The 20,366-nt window shown below is 63.5% G+C and carries 16 protein-coding genes; 5 read left to right on the top strand and 11 right to left on the bottom strand.

The genetic code is table 11. The features are described from left to right. Positions 1–44: 44 nt before the first annotated feature. A complete protein-coding gene (locus AC2FMM_RS02665) occupies positions 45–1,499 on the bottom strand; it encodes an arylsulfatase (protein ID WP_496678862.1) in 1,455 nt (484 codons plus the stop codon). A 234-nt stretch (positions 1,500–1,733) separates the two neighbouring features. Further along, the gene (locus AC2FMM_RS02660; protein ID WP_496795721.1) at positions 1,734–2,642 is read right to left on the bottom strand and encodes a Hint domain-containing protein; all 909 of its coding nucleotides are present in this window, start codon (positions 2,640–2,642) and stop codon (positions 1,734–1,736) included. 244 nt (positions 2,643–2,886) lie between these two features. Between AC2FMM_RS02660 and cobS the strand changes: the two genes are divergently transcribed. From cobS to AC2FMM_RS02640, 4 genes are all read left to right on the top strand, one after another. Next, on the top strand, positions 2,887–3,873 hold the full coding sequence (gene cobS, locus AC2FMM_RS02655) for a cobaltochelatase subunit CobS (protein WP_496678859.1): 987 nt from the start codon (positions 2,887–2,889) through the stop codon (positions 3,871–3,873). A gap of 113 nt (positions 3,874–3,986) precedes the next feature. Further along, positions 3,987–5,864: a cobaltochelatase subunit CobT gene (cobT, locus tag AC2FMM_RS02650; protein WP_496711484.1), complete on the top strand. Its 1,878-nt coding sequence runs from the start codon at positions 3,987–3,989 to the stop codon at positions 5,862–5,864. An 85-nt stretch (positions 5,865–5,949) separates the two neighbouring features. Further along, positions 5,950–7,740: an aminopeptidase P family protein gene (locus AC2FMM_RS02645; RefSeq protein WP_496795720.1), complete on the top strand. Its 1,791-nt coding sequence runs from the start codon at positions 5,950–5,952 to the stop codon at positions 7,738–7,740. A 76-nt stretch (positions 7,741–7,816) separates the two neighbouring features. After that, the gene (locus tag AC2FMM_RS02640) at positions 7,817–8,161 is read left to right on the top strand and encodes a DUF427 domain-containing protein (protein ID WP_496795719.1); all 345 of its coding nucleotides are present in this window, start codon (positions 7,817–7,819) and stop codon (positions 8,159–8,161) included. A gap of 13 nt (positions 8,162–8,174) precedes the next feature. Here AC2FMM_RS02640 and AC2FMM_RS02635 read toward each other — a convergent pair whose 3' ends face one another. From AC2FMM_RS02635 to AC2FMM_RS02610, 6 genes are all read right to left on the bottom strand, one after another. Beyond that, positions 8,175–9,860, bottom strand: coding sequence for a chloride channel protein (locus AC2FMM_RS02635; protein ID WP_496678853.1), 1,686 nt, complete (start codon positions 9,858–9,860; stop codon positions 8,175–8,177). A gap of 102 nt (positions 9,861–9,962) precedes the next feature. Next, positions 9,963–11,612, bottom strand: coding sequence for a DNA repair protein RecN (recN, locus tag AC2FMM_RS02630; RefSeq protein ID WP_496740945.1), 1,650 nt, complete (start codon positions 11,610–11,612; stop codon positions 9,963–9,965). 36 nt (positions 11,613–11,648) lie between these two features. Further along, entirely contained in the window at positions 11,649–12,512 is an 864-nt protein-coding gene (locus AC2FMM_RS02625) for an outer membrane protein assembly factor BamD (RefSeq protein WP_149774745.1), read from the bottom strand. Between the two features lie 125 nt (positions 12,513–12,637). Next, positions 12,638–13,558 carry a UDP-3-O-acyl-N-acetylglucosamine deacetylase gene (lpxC, locus tag AC2FMM_RS02620; protein ID WP_496795718.1) on the bottom strand — a complete coding sequence of 307 codons (921 nt, stop codon included), beginning with the start codon at positions 13,556–13,558 and terminating at the stop codon, positions 12,638–12,640. A 211-nt stretch (positions 13,559–13,769) separates the two neighbouring features. After that, complete coding sequence (ftsZ, locus tag AC2FMM_RS02615; RefSeq protein WP_496795717.1) at positions 13,770–15,377, bottom strand: cell division protein FtsZ; 1,608 nt, start codon at positions 15,375–15,377, stop codon at positions 13,770–13,772. A 380-nt stretch (positions 15,378–15,757) separates the two neighbouring features. Further along, entirely contained in the window at positions 15,758–16,021 is a 264-nt protein-coding gene (locus tag AC2FMM_RS02610; RefSeq protein ID WP_068347630.1) for a DUF4242 domain-containing protein, read from the bottom strand. A gap of 152 nt (positions 16,022–16,173) precedes the next feature. Between AC2FMM_RS02610 and AC2FMM_RS02605 the strand changes: the two genes are divergently transcribed. After that, positions 16,174–17,052 (top strand): LysR family transcriptional regulator, encoded by an 879-nt coding sequence (locus AC2FMM_RS02605; protein ID WP_496678845.1) that lies wholly within the window; start codon positions 16,174–16,176, stop codon positions 17,050–17,052. A gap of 6 nt (positions 17,053–17,058) precedes the next feature. Here AC2FMM_RS02605 and ftsA read toward each other — a convergent pair whose 3' ends face one another. From ftsA to AC2FMM_RS02590, 3 genes are read right to left on the bottom strand one after another with little or no spacing between them, the layout of a single operon-like run. Then, positions 17,059–18,393, bottom strand: a complete 1,335-nt coding sequence (gene ftsA, locus AC2FMM_RS02600; protein WP_496678843.1) for a cell division protein FtsA — start codon at positions 18,391–18,393, stop codon at positions 17,059–17,061. A gap of 8 nt (positions 18,394–18,401) precedes the next feature. After that, positions 18,402–19,409 (bottom strand): cell division protein FtsQ/DivIB, encoded by a 1,008-nt coding sequence (locus AC2FMM_RS02595; protein ID WP_496795716.1) that lies wholly within the window; start codon positions 19,407–19,409, stop codon positions 18,402–18,404. Further along, on the bottom strand, positions 19,397–20,317 hold the full coding sequence (locus tag AC2FMM_RS02590) for a D-alanine--D-alanine ligase (protein WP_496686006.1): 921 nt from the start codon (positions 20,315–20,317) through the stop codon (positions 19,397–19,399). The genes AC2FMM_RS02595 and AC2FMM_RS02590 overlap by 13 nt, the downstream gene beginning before the upstream one ends. Positions 20,318–20,366: the final 49 nt, after the last annotated feature.

The raw sequence follows: 20,366 nt of genomic DNA, 5'->3' as shown, positions 1-20,366 counted from the left end.
AAGGGCGCCCGATTGGGCGCCCTTCATGTTTTCTGTGAATTGGGTCAGCCGCCCTGATTGGTCTGCAACGTCTGCAGAACCTGATCGATCGAGAAGCTGGCAGGTTCCTGACGCGGCGGGTAGTCCTTGAAGGTTTCGAGGAACTGAGCCACGAAAGCCTGAGCCGGCACCAGAGCAAAGGCGCGCTCGAGCCGCCATTGCGAGTAGCCGATGGACTCGTGCTCGGCCCGTTCGAACGGGTCCGAATACAGGTTTATGAGCTTGGGCAACCGCAGGAAGGTCAGCGGTTCCTGCCAAACATCGAAACCATGTGCCCGCTGTTCGGCGAACACGACCTTCCACGGCCCGTACCGCAGGTTCACCAGGTCACCGCCATCCGAAAAATAGAGAAACTCCTTGCGCGGGCCTTCTTCGGTCTCGCCCTTGAAGTACGGCAGGAAGTTGTAGCCGTCTAGGTGCACCGGCTCGTTGCCTTCCCCAAAGGGTGCTTCGGTCAGCATGACCTCTTTCATGTCGGCATCCCCCAGCGCGGCCATGAACGTCGGGAACCAGTCCAGGTGACTGATGATCTGGTTCGACTTGCGCCCCGGTTCGATCACACCCGGCCATTTCAACAGCAGCGGAACGCGATAGCCGCCTTCCCAGTTGTCGTTCTTTTCACCCCGGAACGGAGTGGTACCGCCATCGGGCCAGCTGAAGACCTCGGCGCCGTTGTCGGTGGAATACATCACCACCGTGTTGTCAGCGATGCCCAGCTCGTCGAGCCTGTCCAGCATCTGGCCGACCATCTTGTCATGCTCAACCATGCCATCAGGGTAGACCCCCAGCCCGGTCACGCCCTGGCTTTCCTCTTTGAGGTGCGTGAAAATGTGCATACGCGTCGTATTGTACCACAAAAAGAACGGCTTATCCTGTTCAACCGCCCGGTCGATGAAGTCGAGCGCACCGGCGGTCACCTCTTCGTCGATGGTTTCCATCCGCTTGCGTGTCAGCGGGCCGGTATCCTCGATATTGCCGTCGGCGCTGGACTTGATGACGCCGCGTGGGCCGAATTGCTCGCGGAAGGCGGGATCCTTGGGATAATCGACATTCTCGGGCTCTTCTTCCGCGTTCAGGTGGTAGAGATTGCCGAAGAATTCATCGAAACCGTGGTTGGTGGGCAGGTGTTCGTCCAGGTCGCCCAGATGGTTTTTTCCATATTGACCCGTCATGTAGCCCTTGGACTTCATATATTCGGCAATGGTGGGGTCTTTTTCGCTGATCCCCTCTTTGGCGCCCGGCAACCCGACCTTGAGAAGCCCGGTCCGGAACCCGGACTGGCCGGTCACGAAGCTGGCCCGCCCTGCCGTGCAGGACTGTTCCCCGTAGGCATGGGTGAACAACATGCCTTCGTTTGCAATCCGGTCGATGTTGGGCGTTTCATAGCCCATCATGCCTTGGTTATAAGCGCTGACATTCCAATACCCGATGTCATCGCCCCAGATAATGAGAAAATTCATAGGCTTGTCCTGGGCCGCAGCCGGCAGCGCCAGACTGACCCCCAAAACTGCGCCGGCAAAGCGCCGCTTCCAATTCAAGGTTCTCAAGTTCTCACTCCCTTAATTCAAATGTTCAAGCAAAGTGGATTCCACGGCCGTTCGTTGTCCGGGCGGCACTGAAACCTCTGCAAGCATACCGCGAAGCGCGCACGTTGGCATTAATTTTGGTTTTTTTTCGGGACAGGTCTGGCCGACCTACTGGATCAGCGCTTTTCCCGCCACCGACGCTTCGCGCCTTTTGAGGCAGGGCAACCGGGTCCGCAACGCGGCTGTAGGGGTTGGGTGGGCCAGTTCAGGGAACAAGGCCAGCAGCTCGGCCGCCACCCCTGTCCCAAACGCCTGAAGCACCATATCGCCGGGATAAAGGCTTTCGGTCGGCAACCCGTTCGAGATCAGAACGGCGTGGCGCGGACAGGCGATGTGGTAATAGGTGACCGGCGATTTGGGCAGGGTCCGGCGAATGGTCCCATCGTTGACCAGATGGACCGCCGCCGCAAAGACCCGAGCTTCGCCGAACAGAAGCTCGGCCATCCACCCTTCGAGCACGATGCGATGCTGCGGTGAGACGTAGAGGTCGCGCGAAGGCCGGCCAGGCCCCAAAGCGTCCTTGCCTATGCAGATCGGTCTGAAATTCGGGCTCAGTTCCAGCTGGTTTGCTGACAATGTTCGTTGCCCAATCCAGAGGATCGGCAGCAATTCTCCACGTGAGGTGCGCACGAGATCGCCAACGGCAAGATCTTCGACTGGGCGTGGTCCGTGCGCGGTCTCGATCAGGGTTCCGGCAACGAAACAGGGGACGACCCCGGCGGGGAGGTTCACGGTCACGCCAAGGCTTGCATTGTTCCCGTTTCCGGGGCGGCCGGTGGTCGCGTCGATCCGAAGCGACAGCGATGTACCCGGAGGAATGTCGACCCCCGGTGTCAGGTCTATGGTCAACAGGCCGTTGGCGTCGATGGAAACGGAATAATCGGACGGATCCAATGGCCCGTCCCCCAAAACCGTGACGCTCCAGGAAACCGATCTAGAGGCATCGTAATCAACGGAAAACGTATCGGTTCCCGACGGAAAATTGATGACCGACGGGCCAGTAATGACCAATGACACGGCGAAACCTCGCTAACAAACGCGCATATTGCACGATATTCCCATTGTTGAGTCAACAAATAGCGCCATACCGCAGCTGCACCATGCAGATTTCCGGGTTCGCGATGCAGCCGCGAAGGCCGCCGGACGCAATCGTCCGGTTCTGTTTCGGCAGACTCGGCTTTCCCTTGCCCTTGCCCGCAATATGTTGCACCACACACGGGTTCGACCCCGGTGAACGGGCCAAGGAATGAGGACAAGGCGCATGGCTGACGGATCAATCGACATCAACGCAAAACCGACCGAAGAGATCTCGGTCCGGGACGTGTTCGGCATTGACACGAACATGGTCGTCAAGGGCTTTGCCGAGCAAAGCGACCGTGTGCCGGCGATCGATCCGACCTACAAGTTCGACCCCGAGACGACGCTGGCCATTCTGGCCGGTTTCTCGCACAACCGGCGGGTAATGATCCAGGGTTATCATGGGACCGGCAAATCGACCCATATCGAACAGGTCGCCGCGCGTCTGAACTGGCCTGCAGTTCGCGTCAACCTGGACAGCCACATCAGCCGGATCGACCTAATCGGAAAGGATGCGATCAAGCTGCGCGACGGCAAACAGGTGACCGAGTTTCACGAGGGCATCCTGCCATGGGCGCTGCGCAACCCGGTGGCCATCGTGTTCGATGAATACGACGCCGGCCGCGCCGACGTGATGTTCGTGATCCAGCGGGTTCTGGAGCATGACGGCAAGCTGACCTTGCTGGACCAGAACGAAATCATCACACCGAACCCCTATTTCCGCCTGTTCGCCACCGCCAACACCGTGGGTTTGGGCGACACCACCGGCCTGTATCACGGCGTGCAGCAGATCAACCAGGCGCAGATGGACCGATGGTCGCTGGTAGCGACGCTGAACTATCTAAGTCACGATGCCGAGGTGATGATCGTGCTGTCCAAGGCGCCGCATTACAACACCGAGAAGGGCCGCAAGACCGTCAGCCAGATGGTCACCGTGGCCGACCTGACCCGGACCGCTTTCATGAATGGCGATCTGTCCACGGTCATGAGCCCGCGCACCGTGATCAACTGGGCCCAGAATGCCGAGATCTTCCGCGACGTGGGCTATGCTTTCCGCCTGTCGTTCCTGAACAAGTGCGACGAGTTAGAGCGCGAGACGGTTGCCGAGTTTTACCAGCGGTGTTTTGATGAGGAACTGCCGGAAAGCGCCGCAAGCGTCAGCTTGGGGTAATGTTGGATTTGCGCCCGTGCCGGGCGCAATGCCTCCGGCGGGGATATTTTGGGCCAGATGAAGGCGGGGCCGGTCGTCGCGGTCGGGCGGCGCTTGAATGAGGGCTGAGAGAGATGGTGCAGAAGAACGATAACCCCGCTGATCCCTTCAAGAAGGCCCTGGCCGAGGCCACCAAGGTGATGGCCGACGACCCGGACCTGTCGGTCAGCTACACGGTCGATCCGTCGGGTTTGTCGGGCGAGACGATGCGCTTGCCTCAAGTGTCGCGCCGGATGACGCGCGAGGAGGTTTTGCTGGCGCGCGGCACGGCGGATGCGCTGGCGTTGCAGCGCCGGTACCATGACGAGGCCACCCATGCCCGTTACGCCCCGCCGGGCGACATGGCCCGCGATCTGTACGAGGCGATGGAAACTGCCCGATGCGAAGCCATGGGCGCCCGCGACATGCCGGGCACCGCCAGCAATATCGACGTCAAGATCAACCACGAGGCGCTGCGGCGGGGCTATGACCAGTGCAAGCAGCCGTCCGAGGCTCCGCTGGCCGTCGCCGCGGGCTATCTGATCCGGCACCTGGCCACGGGGCGCGATCTCCCGCCAGCGGCCGCGAATGTCATGGAACTGTGGCGCGGGTTTATCGAGGAACAGGCCGGCGGCACGTTGGAGAACCTGAACGAAATTCTGTCGGACCAGACCGCTTTTGCCAAATTCGCCCGCCAAGTGATCGACGATCTGGGTTATGGCGATCAGTTGGGCGAAGACCCGGACGCGCTGGACGAAGACCAGGAGGACCAGGCCGAGGAAGAGGCCGAGGAACAGCCCGACCCTGACAGCACCGGCCAGGACGAACAGGACGAGCAGGACGCCGACGCCACTCCTGAACAGACGCAGGAAGAGCAGCAGGACCAGTCGCAGGCGCAGGTCTCGATGGACGAGATGGCCGAGGACGAGATGGGCGAAGAGGCCGAGATGCCCGAGGGCGAAGCGCCGCTGGAGCCGCCCGCCCCTCCGCCGGCGTCCGAGGCCGACCCGGACTACAAGGTCTATCTGAACACCCATGACGAGGAGATCGCCGCCGAGGAGCTGGCCGAACCCGCCGAACTGGAACGGCTACGCGCCTATCTGGATCAGCAGTTGGAGCCGCTGAAGGGGGCCGTCAGCCGGTTGGCCAACAAGCTGCAGCGCCGACTGCAGGCGCAGCAGAACCGCAGTTGGGAGTTCGACCGCGAGGAAGGCATTCTGGATGCCGGTCGGCTGGCGCGGGTTGTTGCGAACCCGACGACACCGCTGAGCTTCAAGGTCGAGAAAGACACCGAATTCCGCGACACCGTGGTGACGCTGCTGCTGGACAACTCGGGGTCGATGCGCGGGCGCCCGATTTCCATCGCGGCGATCTGTGCCGATGTTCTGGCACGCACGCTGGAACGCTGCAACGTGAAGGTCGAGATTCTGGGCTTTACCACCCGGGCCTGGAAAGGCGGACAGGCGCGCGAGGCGTGGCTGAACGATGGCCGCCCACAGCAGCCCGGCCGCCTGAATGATCTGCGGCATATCGTCTACAAGGGGGCGGATGCGCCCTGGCGGCGGGCGCGGGCCAATCTGGGCTTGATGATGAAAGAAGGCCTGCTGAAGGAAAACATCGACGGTGAGGCGCTGGAATGGGCACATCGGCGGATGCTGGCCCGGCGCGAGCAGCGCAAGATCCTGATGGTGATTTCGGACGGGGCTCCGGTGGATGATTCTACGCTGAGCGTAAATCCGGCGAATTACCTGGAAAAACACCTGCGCGACGTGATCGCCATGGTCGAAAAGCGCAAGATGGTCGAATTGCTGGCCATCGGGATCGGCCATGACGTGACCCGGTATTACGACCGCGCGGTGACGATCACCGATGTGGAACAGCTGGCCGGGGCGATGACCGAGCAATTGGCCGCCCTGTTCGACAGCGATCCGCGCGCGCGGGCCCGCGTGATGGGCATTCGGAAGGCCGGCTGAGCCAGGCCTTGCCCCGGGCGGGACCCTTCTTGAAAAAACCAAACTGAGGTGGGCCATGGCCCGCCTCGGATTGAGGGAGATGCAAATGTTCCAATCCTTCGAAGTGACGGCGCGGCCGGAACAGGGGCCACCGCGACTGGCGGCGTTGCGAGCTGAGTTGGTGCGCGAAGGATTGGACGGGTTCCTTGTGCCGCGCGCCGATGCGCATCAGGGCGAATATGTGGCCCCTCATGACGAGCGGCTGGCCTGGCTGACCGGATTCACTGGAACAGCTGGGTTCTGCGTGACATTACGCGAAGTTGCCGGGGTGTTCGTCGACGGCCGCTACCGTACCCAGGTCAAGGCGCAGGTGGCCGAGGAGTTCACGCCGGTGCCCTGGCCCGAAGTATCTCTGGCCGACTGGCTGAAACGGCACCTACCCGAGGGCGGCAAGGTGGGGTTCGATCCGTGGCTGCACGCGGCGGGACAGATCCACGACACGCAAGCCGCGCTGGCCGGCAGCGGGATCGAGCTGGTGCGCTGTGACAACCTTGTCGACCGCATCTTGGTGGACCAGCCAGCGCCGCCGTTGAACCCGGCAAAGCCACATCCGCTGGACTTCGCGGGCGAAAGCGCCGAGAGCAAGATCACGCGCCTGGCAAAAAGCCTGGCGGACGCGGGGCGCAGCGCAGCCGTGATCACCTTGCCGGATTCGATCATGTGGCTGCTGAACATTCGCGGGTCTGACATCGCCTACAATCCGGTAGCGCACGGGTTTGCCATTCTGCACGCCGATGGGCGGGTGGACCTGTTCATGGCGGCGCAGAAGCTGACCGGGCTGGACCAACATCTGGGGCCGCAGGTGTCGGTGCACCCGCCCGAAGCGTTTCTGGAGGCCGTCGGCGCGTTGGAAGGCGCGGTTCAGGTGGACATGGGCACCGTGCCTCAGGCCGTGATCGACGTGCTGGCCGAGCGCGCCGTGGATGGCGGCGACCCATGCGCCCTGCCCAAGGCCTGCAAGAACGCGGCTGAAATCGCGGGCAGTGCCGCCGCGCATCTGCGCGACGCGGTGGCGTTGATCGAGACCCTGTGCTGGCTGGATGAGCAGGCACCGGGCAGTGTGACCGAGACCCAGGTCGTCACCCAGCTCGAGGAAAACCGGCGGCGCGACAACGCGCTGCAGGACATCTCGTTCGACACGATCGCGGGCACCGGGCCGAATGGCGCCATCATGCACTATCGGGTGACCGAGGACACCGACAGCCGGCTTGAAGACGGGCATCTGCTGGTTCTGGACAGCGGCGGGCAATATCTGGACGGCACCACCGACATCACCCGCACGATTGCTATCGGAAGCGTCGGCGAAGAGGAGAAGGCCTGTTTCACCCGCGTGCTGAAAGGAATGATCGCCATGTCGATGCTGCGCTGGCCGGTGGGGCTGGCCGGGCGTGACATCGAATGCGTGGCGCGTACTCCGTTGTGGCAGGCGGGTCAGGATTTCAACCACGGCGTCGGTCACGGTGTCGGCGCGTATCTCAGCGTTCATGAAGGCCCGCAGCGCCTGTCGCGCGTCAGCCATGTGCCGCTGCAGCCCGGCATGATCCTGTCCAATGAACCGGGCTATTACCGCGAGGGTGCGTTTGGCATCCGGCTGGAAAACCTGGTGGTCGTGGAAGAAGCGCCCGCCCTGCCCGGCGGTGACGGCGAACGGGCGATGCTGTGCTGGCGTACGTTGACCTATGTCCCGATCGACCGGCGCCTGATCGTGTCCGACATGCTGACCGCAGCAGAACGCGACTGGCTGAACGCCTACCATCGGGACGTTGCGGAAAAGATCCGCCCAAGGCTGTCGCCCGACGCGCAACTGTGGTTGGATGCCGCGACCGCACCGTTGTGACATGACAGTGTTACATGGACGGGTAGACTTCAGGCCGGAATGATCAAAGGCCGCGACGACGAGGGAAGGAGCAGAAATGACCGCAGATATCGCGATCCGCAAGGCGCCCGGAAAATGGTGCGTCCGTTCAGGCGGCGCCATTCTGGGCGAGACCACCAACGCACTGGAGCTGTCGGAGGGCGATCTGCCGCCGGTCATCTATTTCCCACGCGACGACATCGCTATGGCCTTTCTGGACAAGACCGACAGGGTGACCCACTGCCCGCACAAGGGCGACGCCACGCATTTTTCGATCGTCAACAAATCCTCGGTCACCGAAAACGCGGCCTGGAGCTATGAGAACCCGATCCCGGCCGTGTCCGAAATCAAGGACTACATCGCGTTCTACCGGCTCGAATCGGTGAAGGTCGAGCAGATCTGACACCCACGCAGGGTCACGAATGTTCCTCGGCTGCCGTGGCGGCCAGCGCGCGGTTGTACGCCTTGAGTGCATCGACATGATAAAGCGCGCCAACCGGGGTTTCGGATCCGTCGTCTTCGGGCACCACCACCGGTAGACAGGCGATCTCGTCACGGTCGAAATAAGGCATCGCCGCCTCGAGCGTGGCGCTGGCCGGAATGCAAAGCCCCTGATCCATCAGCTCCCGCGCCTGTTTTTCGGTGATCGAGCGCGGATCACCCAGCGGGCGCATCACCGAACCGGCCCGCAGCATCGCCAGCAGATAGGCCTGCGGCCCGGCCGCCAGATGCACGCCCCGGCGCTCCAACTGGGTCAGGAAGAACGACCTGTCGACAAGCCGCGAAGCCAGCGCGGTGGACATCGAAACCGATACCATCACAGCCAGCCCGATCTGCCAATCTCCGGTCAGCTCGAACACGATCAGCGTGGTCGAAATCGGCGCCCCCAGCACCGCCGCCGCCACCGCCCCCATGCCCGCGAAGGCATAGAGCGTGTGCGTGCCGGACACGTCCGGCAGCAGACCGGTCGCGATCAGCCCGAAGGCCAGACCGGTCAGCGCCCCGATCATCAGCGAGGGCGAGAACACACCGCCCCCCATGCGTCCGCCCATGGTAATGGCGACGGCGGCGGTTTTCACCACCGCGAACAGGATGGCGGTGGTCAGCACCAGATCGCCGGTCAGGGCGCGGATCGTGGTTTCGTAGCCCACGCCGATGATATGCGGGAACCAGATGGCAATAACCCCCAGCATCGCCCCGGACACCGCCGGGCGCAGCCAGCGCGGCAGTGACAAGCGCGTCTGGACGTGGTTGCCGAAATCCTCGGCAAAGAAGATCGCGCGCATCAGCACCACAGACACCAGCCCGCAAACCAGTCCGAGGATCAGGAAGGCCGGAAGCTCGACGTAGAATTGCAACGATCCCGGCGTTTCCAGAATGAATTCGGTCACGTCGCCATATTCCAGCCGGTTGATGACCGTGCCCGCCACCGAGGCGATGACGATCGGCGCAAAAGCATGGACGGCAAAATGGCGCAACACCACCTCGAGCGCGAACAGCGCCCCGGCGATAGGGGCGTTGAAACTGGCCGAGACGGCGGCAGCGACGGCACAGCCCAACAGGTCGCGCCCGGTGATGCCGTCGGCATGGATGCGGTTGCTGACCCAGGTCGAGATCACGCCGGCCATGTGCACCACCGGCCCTTCCCGTCCGGTCGAACCTCCGGTGCTGAGCGTGATCAGCGAGGCGAGGAAAGAGGCGATGCCGGCCTTGGTTTCGACCCGACCATCGTTGACGGCGGCGCCTTCGATCACGTCGGCAACCGAGCGCACGCGGCCGTCATCGGTAAACAGGTGCAGGATTACCCCCACCACCAGTCCACCCACGATGGGAATGACCAGGATCATGACCCATGGCAGCCCTTCGGCATGGCTGTGCAGGCGCAGGATGTCCTCGGTCTGGTAGACATAGGCCTGCAAGGCGGTGATGCCCTTGCGAAACCCCAACGCCATGAACCCTGCGGCGATGCCGATGGCCAGCGCGATGAACCAGAACTGGACTTGGCTGGGACCACGACGGCGCATGACCCGCCAGGCGTCCTTGAGCGCGGCCAAGGCCTGTTGGAGCTGGTAGTGCAGCACGGAACGGGTGGACTGGGTCATTGTCCCTCGGCGGGGTTGGGTGATGACCCTTGGTAACGCACGCACCGCGCAGAGAAAAGTCGCAAGCTGCTGAAGCCCGCGGCACACAGCGGCAGGACGGCATCAGGCCTGCAGCAGCGCGCGTGCGGCGGCACGGGCCTCGGGCGTTATGGTGTCGCCCGAGACCATGCGGGCAATCTCGTCGATCCGGTCCGGCTCGGACAGCGGTAGGACAGTGGACAGGGTCTGCCCGTCGGTCACGTGTTTCTGAACCCGCCAGTGATGAGCCGCGCGAGCCGCAACCTGCGGCGAATGGGTTACCACCAGCACCTGCCCGCCCTGCGCCAGCGCCGCAAGCCTGCGGCCCACGGCGTCCGCGGTGGCGCCGCCCACCCCGCGGTCGATTTCGTCAAAGATCATGGTGCGGGCGCTGTCGTCGCCCGACAGGCACACTTTGAGAGCCAGCAGAAAGCGGCTGAGCTCCCCACCCGAGGCGATCTTGTTGAGCGGACCCGACGGCGCGCCCGGGTTGGTGGCGACGGTAAAGGCCACGGCGTCCTGCCCCTCGGGTCCGGGCTCGGTGGGTGTGATCTGGGTCTGGAACACCGCACGCTCCATCTTGAGCGGCGCAAGCTCGGCCATTACCGCCGCGTCCAGCCGGCCGGCAGCCTCGCGCCGCAGAGCGCTGAGTGCCTCAGCGGCCGCGTCGTAGGCCGCCTGCGCGGCCTGAACCGCAGCGCGACGGTCGGCCAGGTCGGCGTCTCCGGCCTCAAGCTGGCCCAGACGGGCGCGTAGCGTGTCGGCGAAACCGCTCAGGTCATCTGGCGCCACGTCATGTTTGCGGGCTAGCGCGCGGATGGCGAACAGACGTTCCTCGGTCTGCTCCAACTCGACAGGGTTGAAATCCAGCGCCTCGAGGCAGGAGGTTACGCCATCCTGCGCCTCGCCCAATTCGATCAGGGCACGCCCCAGGGCGGCGATCGGCTCGTCCAATTGGCCCTCGGCCCGGTCGGCGACACCTTCCAGCCAGCGCACGGCATCCGCCATCGCCCCTTCGGCCCCGTCACCGCCCAGCAGGGCAAAGGCACGGGCCACGTCGTCGCGGATGCGCTCGGCCCCCTGCATCATCCGACGGCGGGCGTCGAGTTCGGCGTCCTCGCCCGGCTGCGGATCAAGCTTGTCGAGTTCGGCAACGGAATGCCGCAGAAATTCCTCTTCGCTGCGCACGGCGGCCACGGCGGCCTCGGTCTCGGCCAGGGCTTTGCGGGCGCGCGCCATCTCAGCCCAGGCGGCGCGCACAGCTGTCAATTGCGGCTCGGCCCCGGCATAGGCGTCCAGCATAGCGCGATGACCACGCGGGTTCAGCAGGCCGCGGTCATCATGCTGGCCGTGCAGTTCGACCAAGGTTTCCGACAGCGCGCGCAGCACCTCGCCCGAGCAGCGGCGGTCGTTGACCCAAGCGGTCTTGCGCCCATCGGCAGTGTTGACGCGGCGCAGGATCAGTTCCGACCCGCCGGGCAAACCAGCCTCGGCCAGGATCGCATGGGCGGGATGGCCCTCGGGCAGTTCGAACTCGGCCACGACCTCGCCCTGCGCGGCCCCTTGCCGGACCAGTTCGGCCCGCCCGCGCCAGCCCAGCACGAAGCCCAGAGAGTCGAGCAGGATCGACTTGCCGGCGCCCGTCTCGCCGGTCAGCGCGTTCAGGCCCGGCTGAAAGTTCAGTTCCAGCCGGTCGATGATCAGCATGTCGCGGATATCAAGGGCGCGCAGCATCGGGTCGTCAGCGTCCCAAGCCTGTGACCATGGCGATTACAACCACTGGCCCTTGATCGTCTGGCGGTAGATCTGGCTGAGCCAGTTGTTGCCGCGGCTCTTGAGTTCAAGCCCGCGCGACGTCAGCAGCTTGTAAGCCGCATCATACCATTCGGACGACTGGTAGTTGTAGCCAAGGATCGCACCAGCCGACTGCGCCTCGTCAACCAGCCCCAGGGCCAGATAGGCCTCGACAAGGCGGTACAGCGCCTCGGCGGTGTGGGTGGTGGTCTGGAAATCCTCGACCACTACTCGGAAGCGGTTGATTGCGGCGGTATAGTGATCCTGACGCAGATAATAGCGCCCGATCTCCATTTCCTTGCCCGCCAGATGGTCGAAAGCCAGATCGAACTTCAGCACCGCCGAGGTGGCATATTCGCTGTCGGGATAGACCTCGATCACCGTTCGCAGGGCCTGTAGCGCCTGGAAGGTCAGGCCCTGGTCGCGGCCGACCTCGTCAATCTGATCATAATAGCTGAGCGCCAGAAGGTATTGCGCATAGGCCGCGTCCTCGTCGGTGGGGTAGAAGTCGATATACCGCTGCGCGGCGGCGCGGCTTTCCTCATAATTCTTGTCCGAATGGAACGCAAAGGCCTGCATGATCAGCGACCGCTTGGCCCATTCGGAATAGGGGTACAGGCGCTCCACTTCCGAGAAGTACCAGGCGGCGTCATCCGGCCTATTCTGCGACAACTCGAATTCGCCACGGGTGAAAATCTGTTCGGGGGTATAGCCTTCTAGGTTTTGGGACCGGTCGGCCCCCTTGTTTCCAAACAAGCCGCCCGCATTGCCGCATGCCGTCAAAGTAGCCGCCAGAAGAATCACGCCCGCAAGCCTGACTGCCGCCTTGAAGCCAACCATACCGCCCATCCTAGTCGTCTTGTCTCTTTGGGTAACCCCGGATTGGGCTTTGGTCTAGCATATAAAATTCCGGTGCAAAACGCCTTAAACGACCCGCGACGGAATTGTCGCCAAGACTGGACAGATCAGGCCACCTGCGGGATTTCCGCAAAGGCCAGACCCTGCCCCGGCAATTGCATTGCCTGTTCCGGCGTGCACAGAACCGGGCGCACCGCGCCGGGCGTTTCGAACAGTTTGCGCAGAAGCGTGTTGGTCATCGCGTGGCCGGATTTCTCGCCGACGAAATGGCCGAAGATCGGGCCGCCGGCCAGATACAGATCCCCCAGCGCATCCAGCATCTTGTGACGCACGGCTTCGTCCGCACGGCGGAAGCCGCCCGGAGTCAGAACCGAGTCGCCCTGCACCACGACAGCGTTGTCCAGTGTGCCACCCAGAGCCAGACCGTTTTCGCGCATCGCTTCGACATCCGAGCGGCGACAGAACGTGCGACAGTCGGAAAGTTCGCGGGCAAAGGCGCCGTTGCGCATGTCCAGAATCTTGGTCTGCTGCCCGATGGCCGCGTCTTCGAATTCAATGTGAAACTCGATGATCAAGCCGTCCGCCGGACGGATCGCCGCCCGCGCGCCCTCGCGCTCGGCGACGACCGGCTTGAGCACCTCGTAAGCCAGAACGGGGCTGGCCTGGCGGCGTACACCCTTGGACATGATGCCGCGCACGAATTCAATCGACGAGCCATCCATGATCGGGACTTCGGGGCCGTCGATCTCGATCAGGGCATTGTGGATGCCGCATCCGGCCAAGGCTGCCATGATATGTTCAACAGTAGACACCGAGACGCCCGCATCATTGACCAACCGCGTGCACAGCTGGGTCCGCTCAACAACGTCATAGATCGCCGGGATCATTGCATTGCCCAGTTCGATATCGGTCCGCTTGAACCAAATACCGTGCCCGGCGGCAGCCGGCTTAAGAACCATCGTCGCGGGCTTGCCGCTATGCAAACCCACGCCTTTGAACGTGACCGAAGATTTGAGCGTCTGTTGCAAATGGGACCTCTGTGAGCGGTGTCCGACCCGAAACGGCCGTGTTGCCACTCAGTTAAGGAAGCACCGGAGGCACCTCAACTCACTCTTTGTAACCGAATGAAACAGTTTTGCGAACGATCGGCAAAAGCCTGCCGATCCGCGTGTAAATATCTGAAAACTAAAAATAAAGGGTCGCCAACCGGCGACCCTTCCACAGAATTTGTTACCGCGATCAGTTGGCCTGACGTCGCAGGAAGGCCGGTATCTCGATCCGTTCCTGATCCGGGTCGGCCGCGTCTTGCGCAGGTGCCGTGGCGTCAGTCTGGCGCAATGCGGGCTGCTGACGGACAGGTTGCGCGGGGGTGTCCGAGGCATGTCCGGTCATCCGATCGATCAGACGGTTGAAGCCGAAACGCGGCCGTTCCTCTGCCGCAGGGCGCGGCGGTTGTGCCGACGCCTGCGGACGCTGCGCGTTCAGGCGCTGCGACTCGCTCGGCACTTTCTGGACCGCGGCCTGCAACCGCTGCATAGCCTGCGGCGAAGGGGTGCCCGGCGCATGTGAATGCACCGGATCGGCTGCGGCTTCGACCGGCTGGGGCACCGGCCCGGTTTCGGCTGCGCTTGGCTGGTAGGCCGGCGGCGGAAGATCATCGTCATCCGACGCGGTTTCGGTGCCCGTGTCGTAGAAGCTCTCTTTGAACTCTACTTCCTCGATCGACTCGAACAGGGTCGGCGCGATGTTCTCGGCCGCCTCGGCAACTTCGGCCGGACGCGGCTGGGCCTCGACTTCAGGGACTTCCTGCTCGGCCGAGGTGGCGCGGCTCAGCGGCGCTGCCATCGACCGGCGCGGCGCCGGAGCCTCGGCGGCGCTGTCGCTGGCGTCGATGCCGGTGGCCACGACCGATACGCGCATCTTGCCTTCCATCTCGGGGTCCAGAGTGGAGCCGACGATGATGTTGGCCTCTGGGTCCACTTCCTCGCGGATGCGGTTGGCGGCCTCGTCCAGTTCGAACAGGGTCAGGTCATGGCTGCCGGTGATGTTGATCAGAACACCTTTGGCGCCCTTGAGGCTGATTTCGTCCAGCAGCGGGTTGGCGATGGCCTTTTCGGCGGCCTGGATGGCGCGGTCTTCGCCCTCGGCCTCGCCGGTACCCATCATGGCCTTGCCCATTTCGTCCATCACCGCGCGGACGTCGGCGAAGTCGAGGTTGATCAGGCCCGGACGTACCATCAGGTCGGTCACGCCCTTGACGCCCTGGTACAGCACGTCATCGGCCATCGAGAAAGCCTCGGTGAACGTGGTCTTTTCGTTGGCCAGACGGAACAGGTTCTGGTTGGGGATTATGATCAGCGTGTCAACAACCTTCTGCAGCGCCTCGACGCCGTCCTCGGCCTGACGCATGCGCTTGGCGCCCTCGAACTGGAAGGGTTTGGTCACCACGCCCACGGTCAGCACGCCCAGTTCACGCGCGGCCTGCGCGATGATCGGAGCGGCGCCGGTGCCGGTGCCCCCGCCCATACCGGCGGTGATGAAGCACATATGCGCGCCGGCCAGGTGATCGACAATCTGCTCGATGCTTTCTTCGGCGGCGGCGGCACCCACTGAAGCCCGGGCGCCCGCGCCCAACCCCTCGGTCACCTTGATGCCCAACTGCACCCGCGCCGAAGAGCGGCTTTGCTGCAGTGCCTGCGCGTCCGTGTTGGCCACCACGAAATCCACGCCGTCGAGTTGCTTTTCAATCATGTTGTTGACGGCATTGCCGCCTGCCCCGCCAACGCCAAATACCGTGATCCGTGGCTTCAGTTCATCCTGCCCGGGCATCGAAAGATTTAATGTCATGCTCTGTCCGCCTGTTATATGTCCGCCAATGCGGGATTTTCTTGCCTATCCATCTGCAATCCTACAATCCGAATTGGCAAACGTCACGCCAAAAACGCAAAATTGCCACAAAATATGGAAGAAAACAGACCCGCGCTTGCAGTATTTCGCCGACTCTGGCAGATGTTGCGGGTTGAAGCTGAGGCAACACAACACGCCAAAGGCCCGCAACGCCGGGTTGCGGGGGGAGGTCACGTATCCGAACTCTCAGAAAGCCTGCTCGGCCTTCGGTCTGCACCTCTTGTCCGGGTGCTGAGTGAATCTCTAACACGGCCTCTTGATCCTGTCACCGTGCAATCGGGTCAAATGCGCGGCGAAAACCGCCGCACATCGTTGATTTTTCAGGGAGTCAGGTCCAGCGCCTCGACGATCTGGGTATATGGCAGGCCGGCAGTGTCGTTGAGCCGCGCCACCTGGGCGGGCGTGTCGCTTTCGAACAGGCACATGCAACGGCCGTCGCCCGGCGAGAAAGTCGAGCGGATATAGCGGATCTGGTCACCGCCGGCGCGCATGGTCTCGGCCGTCCCGATCGCTGCCTTCTGCGCGCCTGCGAGGTCCTCCATGCTGATGCCCTTGAGATTTCTTTCCACCATGAATACAGGCATTTCGTGCTCCTCTCACAAACCGTTTCTGTCAATGAGGGCATTTCAACAGAACCCGGCGCACGGGACTATGGGCGCACCGTTATCATTCGATAACTGACGGTTTGGCCCGGGTGTTGTATCCTTGCCCTGTGGTTTTCGAGGGGAGGGTTGCCATGGAGATGTCCCAGATCCGCTATGTCCTGACCGCGGCACGGACGCTTAATTTCACCAAGGCGGCCGAGGAATGCGACGTGTCGCAACCGGCGCTGACCAAGGGCATCAAGGCGCTGGAGGAGGAACTGGGCGCGCCGGTGTTTCACCGCGAGGGGCGGCGCATCCTTCTCAGCGAGTTCGGCCGTTCTATGCTGCCGCATCTCGAACACATCCTCGAAGAGACCGAGGCCACGCGGGTTCTGGCCCGCAACTTTCGCCTGCTGGAAAAGACACCGATCCGCCTTGGCGTGATGCCGACGATCGGGCATGTGCGGCTGGCGCGGTTCCTGGCCGCGTTCAAGCATGACCACCCCGGCATGGAACTGGCGGTCAGGGAAGCCCCGGTATCCGAGTTGGAGAGCCTTCTGGCCGATGACGAGCTGGACGCGGTGGTGATGACGGCGGGCGACGACATCCGCGACAGGTTCCGCGTCCACCCTCTCTATTCCGAGCGCTACGTGGTGGTTCTGCCGCCCGAGCACCGGCTGCAGCGCAAGAACGCCATAACGCTGGCCGAGCTTTCGGGGCAGGATTACGTCGACCGGCTGGCCTGCGAACTGCGCGAAATGGTCATGTCGGTCTGCGATTCGAAGGGGGTCGAGCTGTATGCCCGGTTTCGTTCGGAACGCGAGGACTGGGTGCAGGCGATGGTTCTGGCCGGGATCGGTTTTGCCTTCATGCCGGAATATTCGGTGACCCTGCCCGGCCTCGTTCAGCGCCCGCTGACCGAGCCCGAGGTGAGCCGGGAGGTGGCGATGATCACCGTTCCCGGCCGCAAGTTCTCGCCCCCGATGGAGGCTATGATGCGCTCGGCCAGAAGCTTTGCCTGGCCGGGCTGAGCATCCTTACCAGTTGTCCTTGAACCAGCGCACGGCACGGCGGAACGGGCGCACGGCCGAGCTGTCGACCGGGGTTTCGAAATCCCACCATTCGTCCTGCGGATGCGCGGCAAACAGGGCCAATCCGACCGCCGAGGAAAAGCCGGGCCCCGTGGCCGATTGCGGCAGGCCGTGCACCCGCAGAGGCCGCCCCAGGCGGACCCGCTGGCCCAGAATGCGGCTGGCCAGCCCATCGAGGCCGGGAATCTGGCTGCCTCCTCCGGTCAACACGATCTGCTGGCTGGGCATGTGGTCGAACCCGGCGGCGTCCAGCCGCAGGCGGACCTCTTCCAGAATCTCTTCGACGCGGGGGCGCATGATGCCGATCAGTTCGGCACGGCTGACGGTGCGTCGGTCGTGTTCCCAGTCGCCGGTGTCCGCGCCGATGTCGATCATGTCGCGGTCATCGGCGCCAGTGGCATGAACGCCGCCATTGAAGGTCTTGATCCGTTCGGCGATGGTGGTCGAGACCCCCAGCCCCATCGAAATGTCGCTGGTCACGTGATCGCCGCCCATGCGTACGCTGTCGGCATAGATCATGTGTTTTTTAATGAAGATCGACACGCCGGTCGATCCACCGCCCATGTCGATGCAGGCGGCGCCCAGTTCCTGCTCGTCCTCGACCAGCGCCGAAATTCCCGACACATAAGCCGAGTTGGCAATGCCCGCCAACTCCAGATCGCACCGCTTGATGCAGCGCACCAGGTTCTGGATGGCGACCGCATCGACGGTCAGCATGTGCATGTCCACGGCCAGCGTCTGCCCCATCTGCCCGCGCGGGTCGATCAAGCCCGAGCGGTTGTCGAGCGCGAAATTCACCGGCTGGGCATGCAGCACCTCGCGCCCCGCCCCATAGTCGGGCACGTCGCAAGCATTCAGAACGCGACCGATCTCGGCCTCGGTGACCTCGTGCCCGTCCAGGTCCACCTGCGCGTCCAGTCCATACGAGCGCGGATTGGCCCCAGAGAAACAGGCGATCACGTGATCGACCCGGATGTCGGCCATCTTCTGCGCCGCCTGCAGCGCTGTGCGGATGGCGCGTTCGGTTTCCTGCATGGCCGTGATCTCGCCGAACCGCACCCCACGCGACCGGGTGGTGGCCGCGCCGATGACCCGAAACCCGGTCTGCCCGGCCAGCGAGCCGATCGAATTGTCCTCGCTCAGCCGACCGGTCCCGTCGAACCGCAGCACTAGGCAGGCGATCTTGGATGTCCCCACATCGAGGATCGCGACCACCCCCCGCTGCATGGCCTGCTGGCGCATCTGGCGCATCGCGCGCTGAGACTGATAAAGATCGGTCATCATCGTATTCACTGCCCGTTACCCGTTGTCACTTTTGTATTCCACCAGTCTGCGCTGGCGGCTTCGGTCATCCGAATGGTCGGGCGCGACCCCAGCCGCATATCGACCACGGCCACGTCCCGTTCCAGAAGATCCTGAACCTCGTTCACTGCCAGAACCCGCTCCAGCGCACGCACCGGGCGCTCGGTCGGCAGCATGATGCGCTGGTTGCGGTCCAGAATCAGATCCCAGCGCCGTTTGCCCACCCGCAGTAGGCCGCGCACACGGTCGCCCAGGCCGCGCGCGGTGCGCAGCAGTTCCAGCGCCTCGGCCACATGCTTGTCAGCACCCTCGCCCGCGATCAGCGGCAGATCGGGCCGCTCCGTCCGGCGGGCGATCGACGCCACATGCGCGCCGGTTTCGTCCAGCAGCTCGAGGCCTTCGCGCGTGCGCCATACGACGACCGGCTGACGCTCGACCACGTCCACCTGCAGGATACCGCCCGGCCGGATCCGCACGCTGGCCGACTTCACCGGATCCAGCCCGGTGATCGTGTCGCGGATCTGCTCGACATCCAAATCCCACGAACTGATGGGGAAATCGAGCGGCACCACCTCTCGAATGTCATCGGACAGGTCGGAACCCGCGCCGTCGATCGCCATCAGCTTGACCATGAATTCGGGACGTTCCTGGAAAGCGGTGATTACGCCGTCGACTTGCGCAGTCAGTGCTTCGCGCCGGGTCTCGTCGGCAAAGAACAGACCAACGGCGGCGGCCAGAGCGCCCAGAGGCAGACCGATCTTGAGGCCGCGCCGGATGCCTGGAGTCAGCATCCAGCGCTGCAGACGGTAGCTGAGGCGCGAAGGGGCGGGATCGGCACGCCCGGTGCGACGGCGGAACAGACGCCCACCGCGCAGGCGCAGCTTGGGATCAGACTGGGCCTTTGCATTGCCGCCAGCCTGAAATGTTGCATCCGGCCCCGCAAGGGGTTTGGGCCGATATACGTCTGGCGCGCGCGAGGCGGTCAACGATCGCATGAAGCGTCCTCGACCATCCAGGCGCAGAGCTGACCGAAGGTCATGCCCAGATGCGCGGCTTGTTCAGGCACCAGCGAGGTGGGGGTCATACCCGGCTGGGTGTTGGTCTCCAGTAGGAACAGGCCGTCTTCGCCCTTGGCGTCGTCCCAGCGGTAGTCGGTGCGACTGACGCCCCGGCACCCCAAAACCTGATGCGCGCGCAGGGCATAATCCATGCACAGCTCGAAGATACGCGGCGGAATATCGGCGGGCAGCACGTGGCGCGACCCGCCGGGCTTGTATTTGGCGTCGTAGTCATACCAGCCGTCGGTCAGGATCTCGGTCACGGTCAGGGCGCGGTCGCCCATCACGGTGACCGTCAGCTCGCGCCCGGCCACGTATTGCTCGACCATGACCTGTTCGGGCATGTCATCCGACAGCTGCGGCGGGCCGTTCGACCCCTCGAAAACAAGGTAGATCCCAACGCTCGATCCTTCGTTGTTGGGCTTGACCACATATGGCGCGGGCATGACGTGTCCCGCCATCACGTCCGATTTCGGAACGATCAAGCTGTTGGCCACCGGCAGGCCGGCCGCGCGGAATACCTCTTTGCTACGCTGTTTGTCCATGGCCAGCGCCGAAGCCAACACGCCGGAATGCGTGTAGGGAATTCGCAGCCACTCCAGCAGACCCTGCACGCAACCATCCTCGCCCCAGCGGCCATGCAAGGCGTTGAAGACAACGTCGGGCTTGATGTCCTGCAAGCGCGCACAAAGGTCAGGACCGGCGTCCAGTTCGACGACCTCGATCCCTTCTCCCACAAGGGCGGCTGCGCATTCGCGCCCGCTGCTGAGAGACACCTCGCGTTCCGCCGAGGGGCCGCCCATCAATACCGCCACTTTGGGGTTTGTCCTGCTCGACCTACCCACGTTCGTGCGCCTCAATGTCCCCGGACCTTATCTGGTGGTCCGTATTTCG

Source organism: Ruegeria sp. BHSC043, assembly GCF_059612985.1.
Note: the sequence above shows the minus strand (reverse complement) of the source record. Positions and strands in the feature narration are given on the sequence as shown.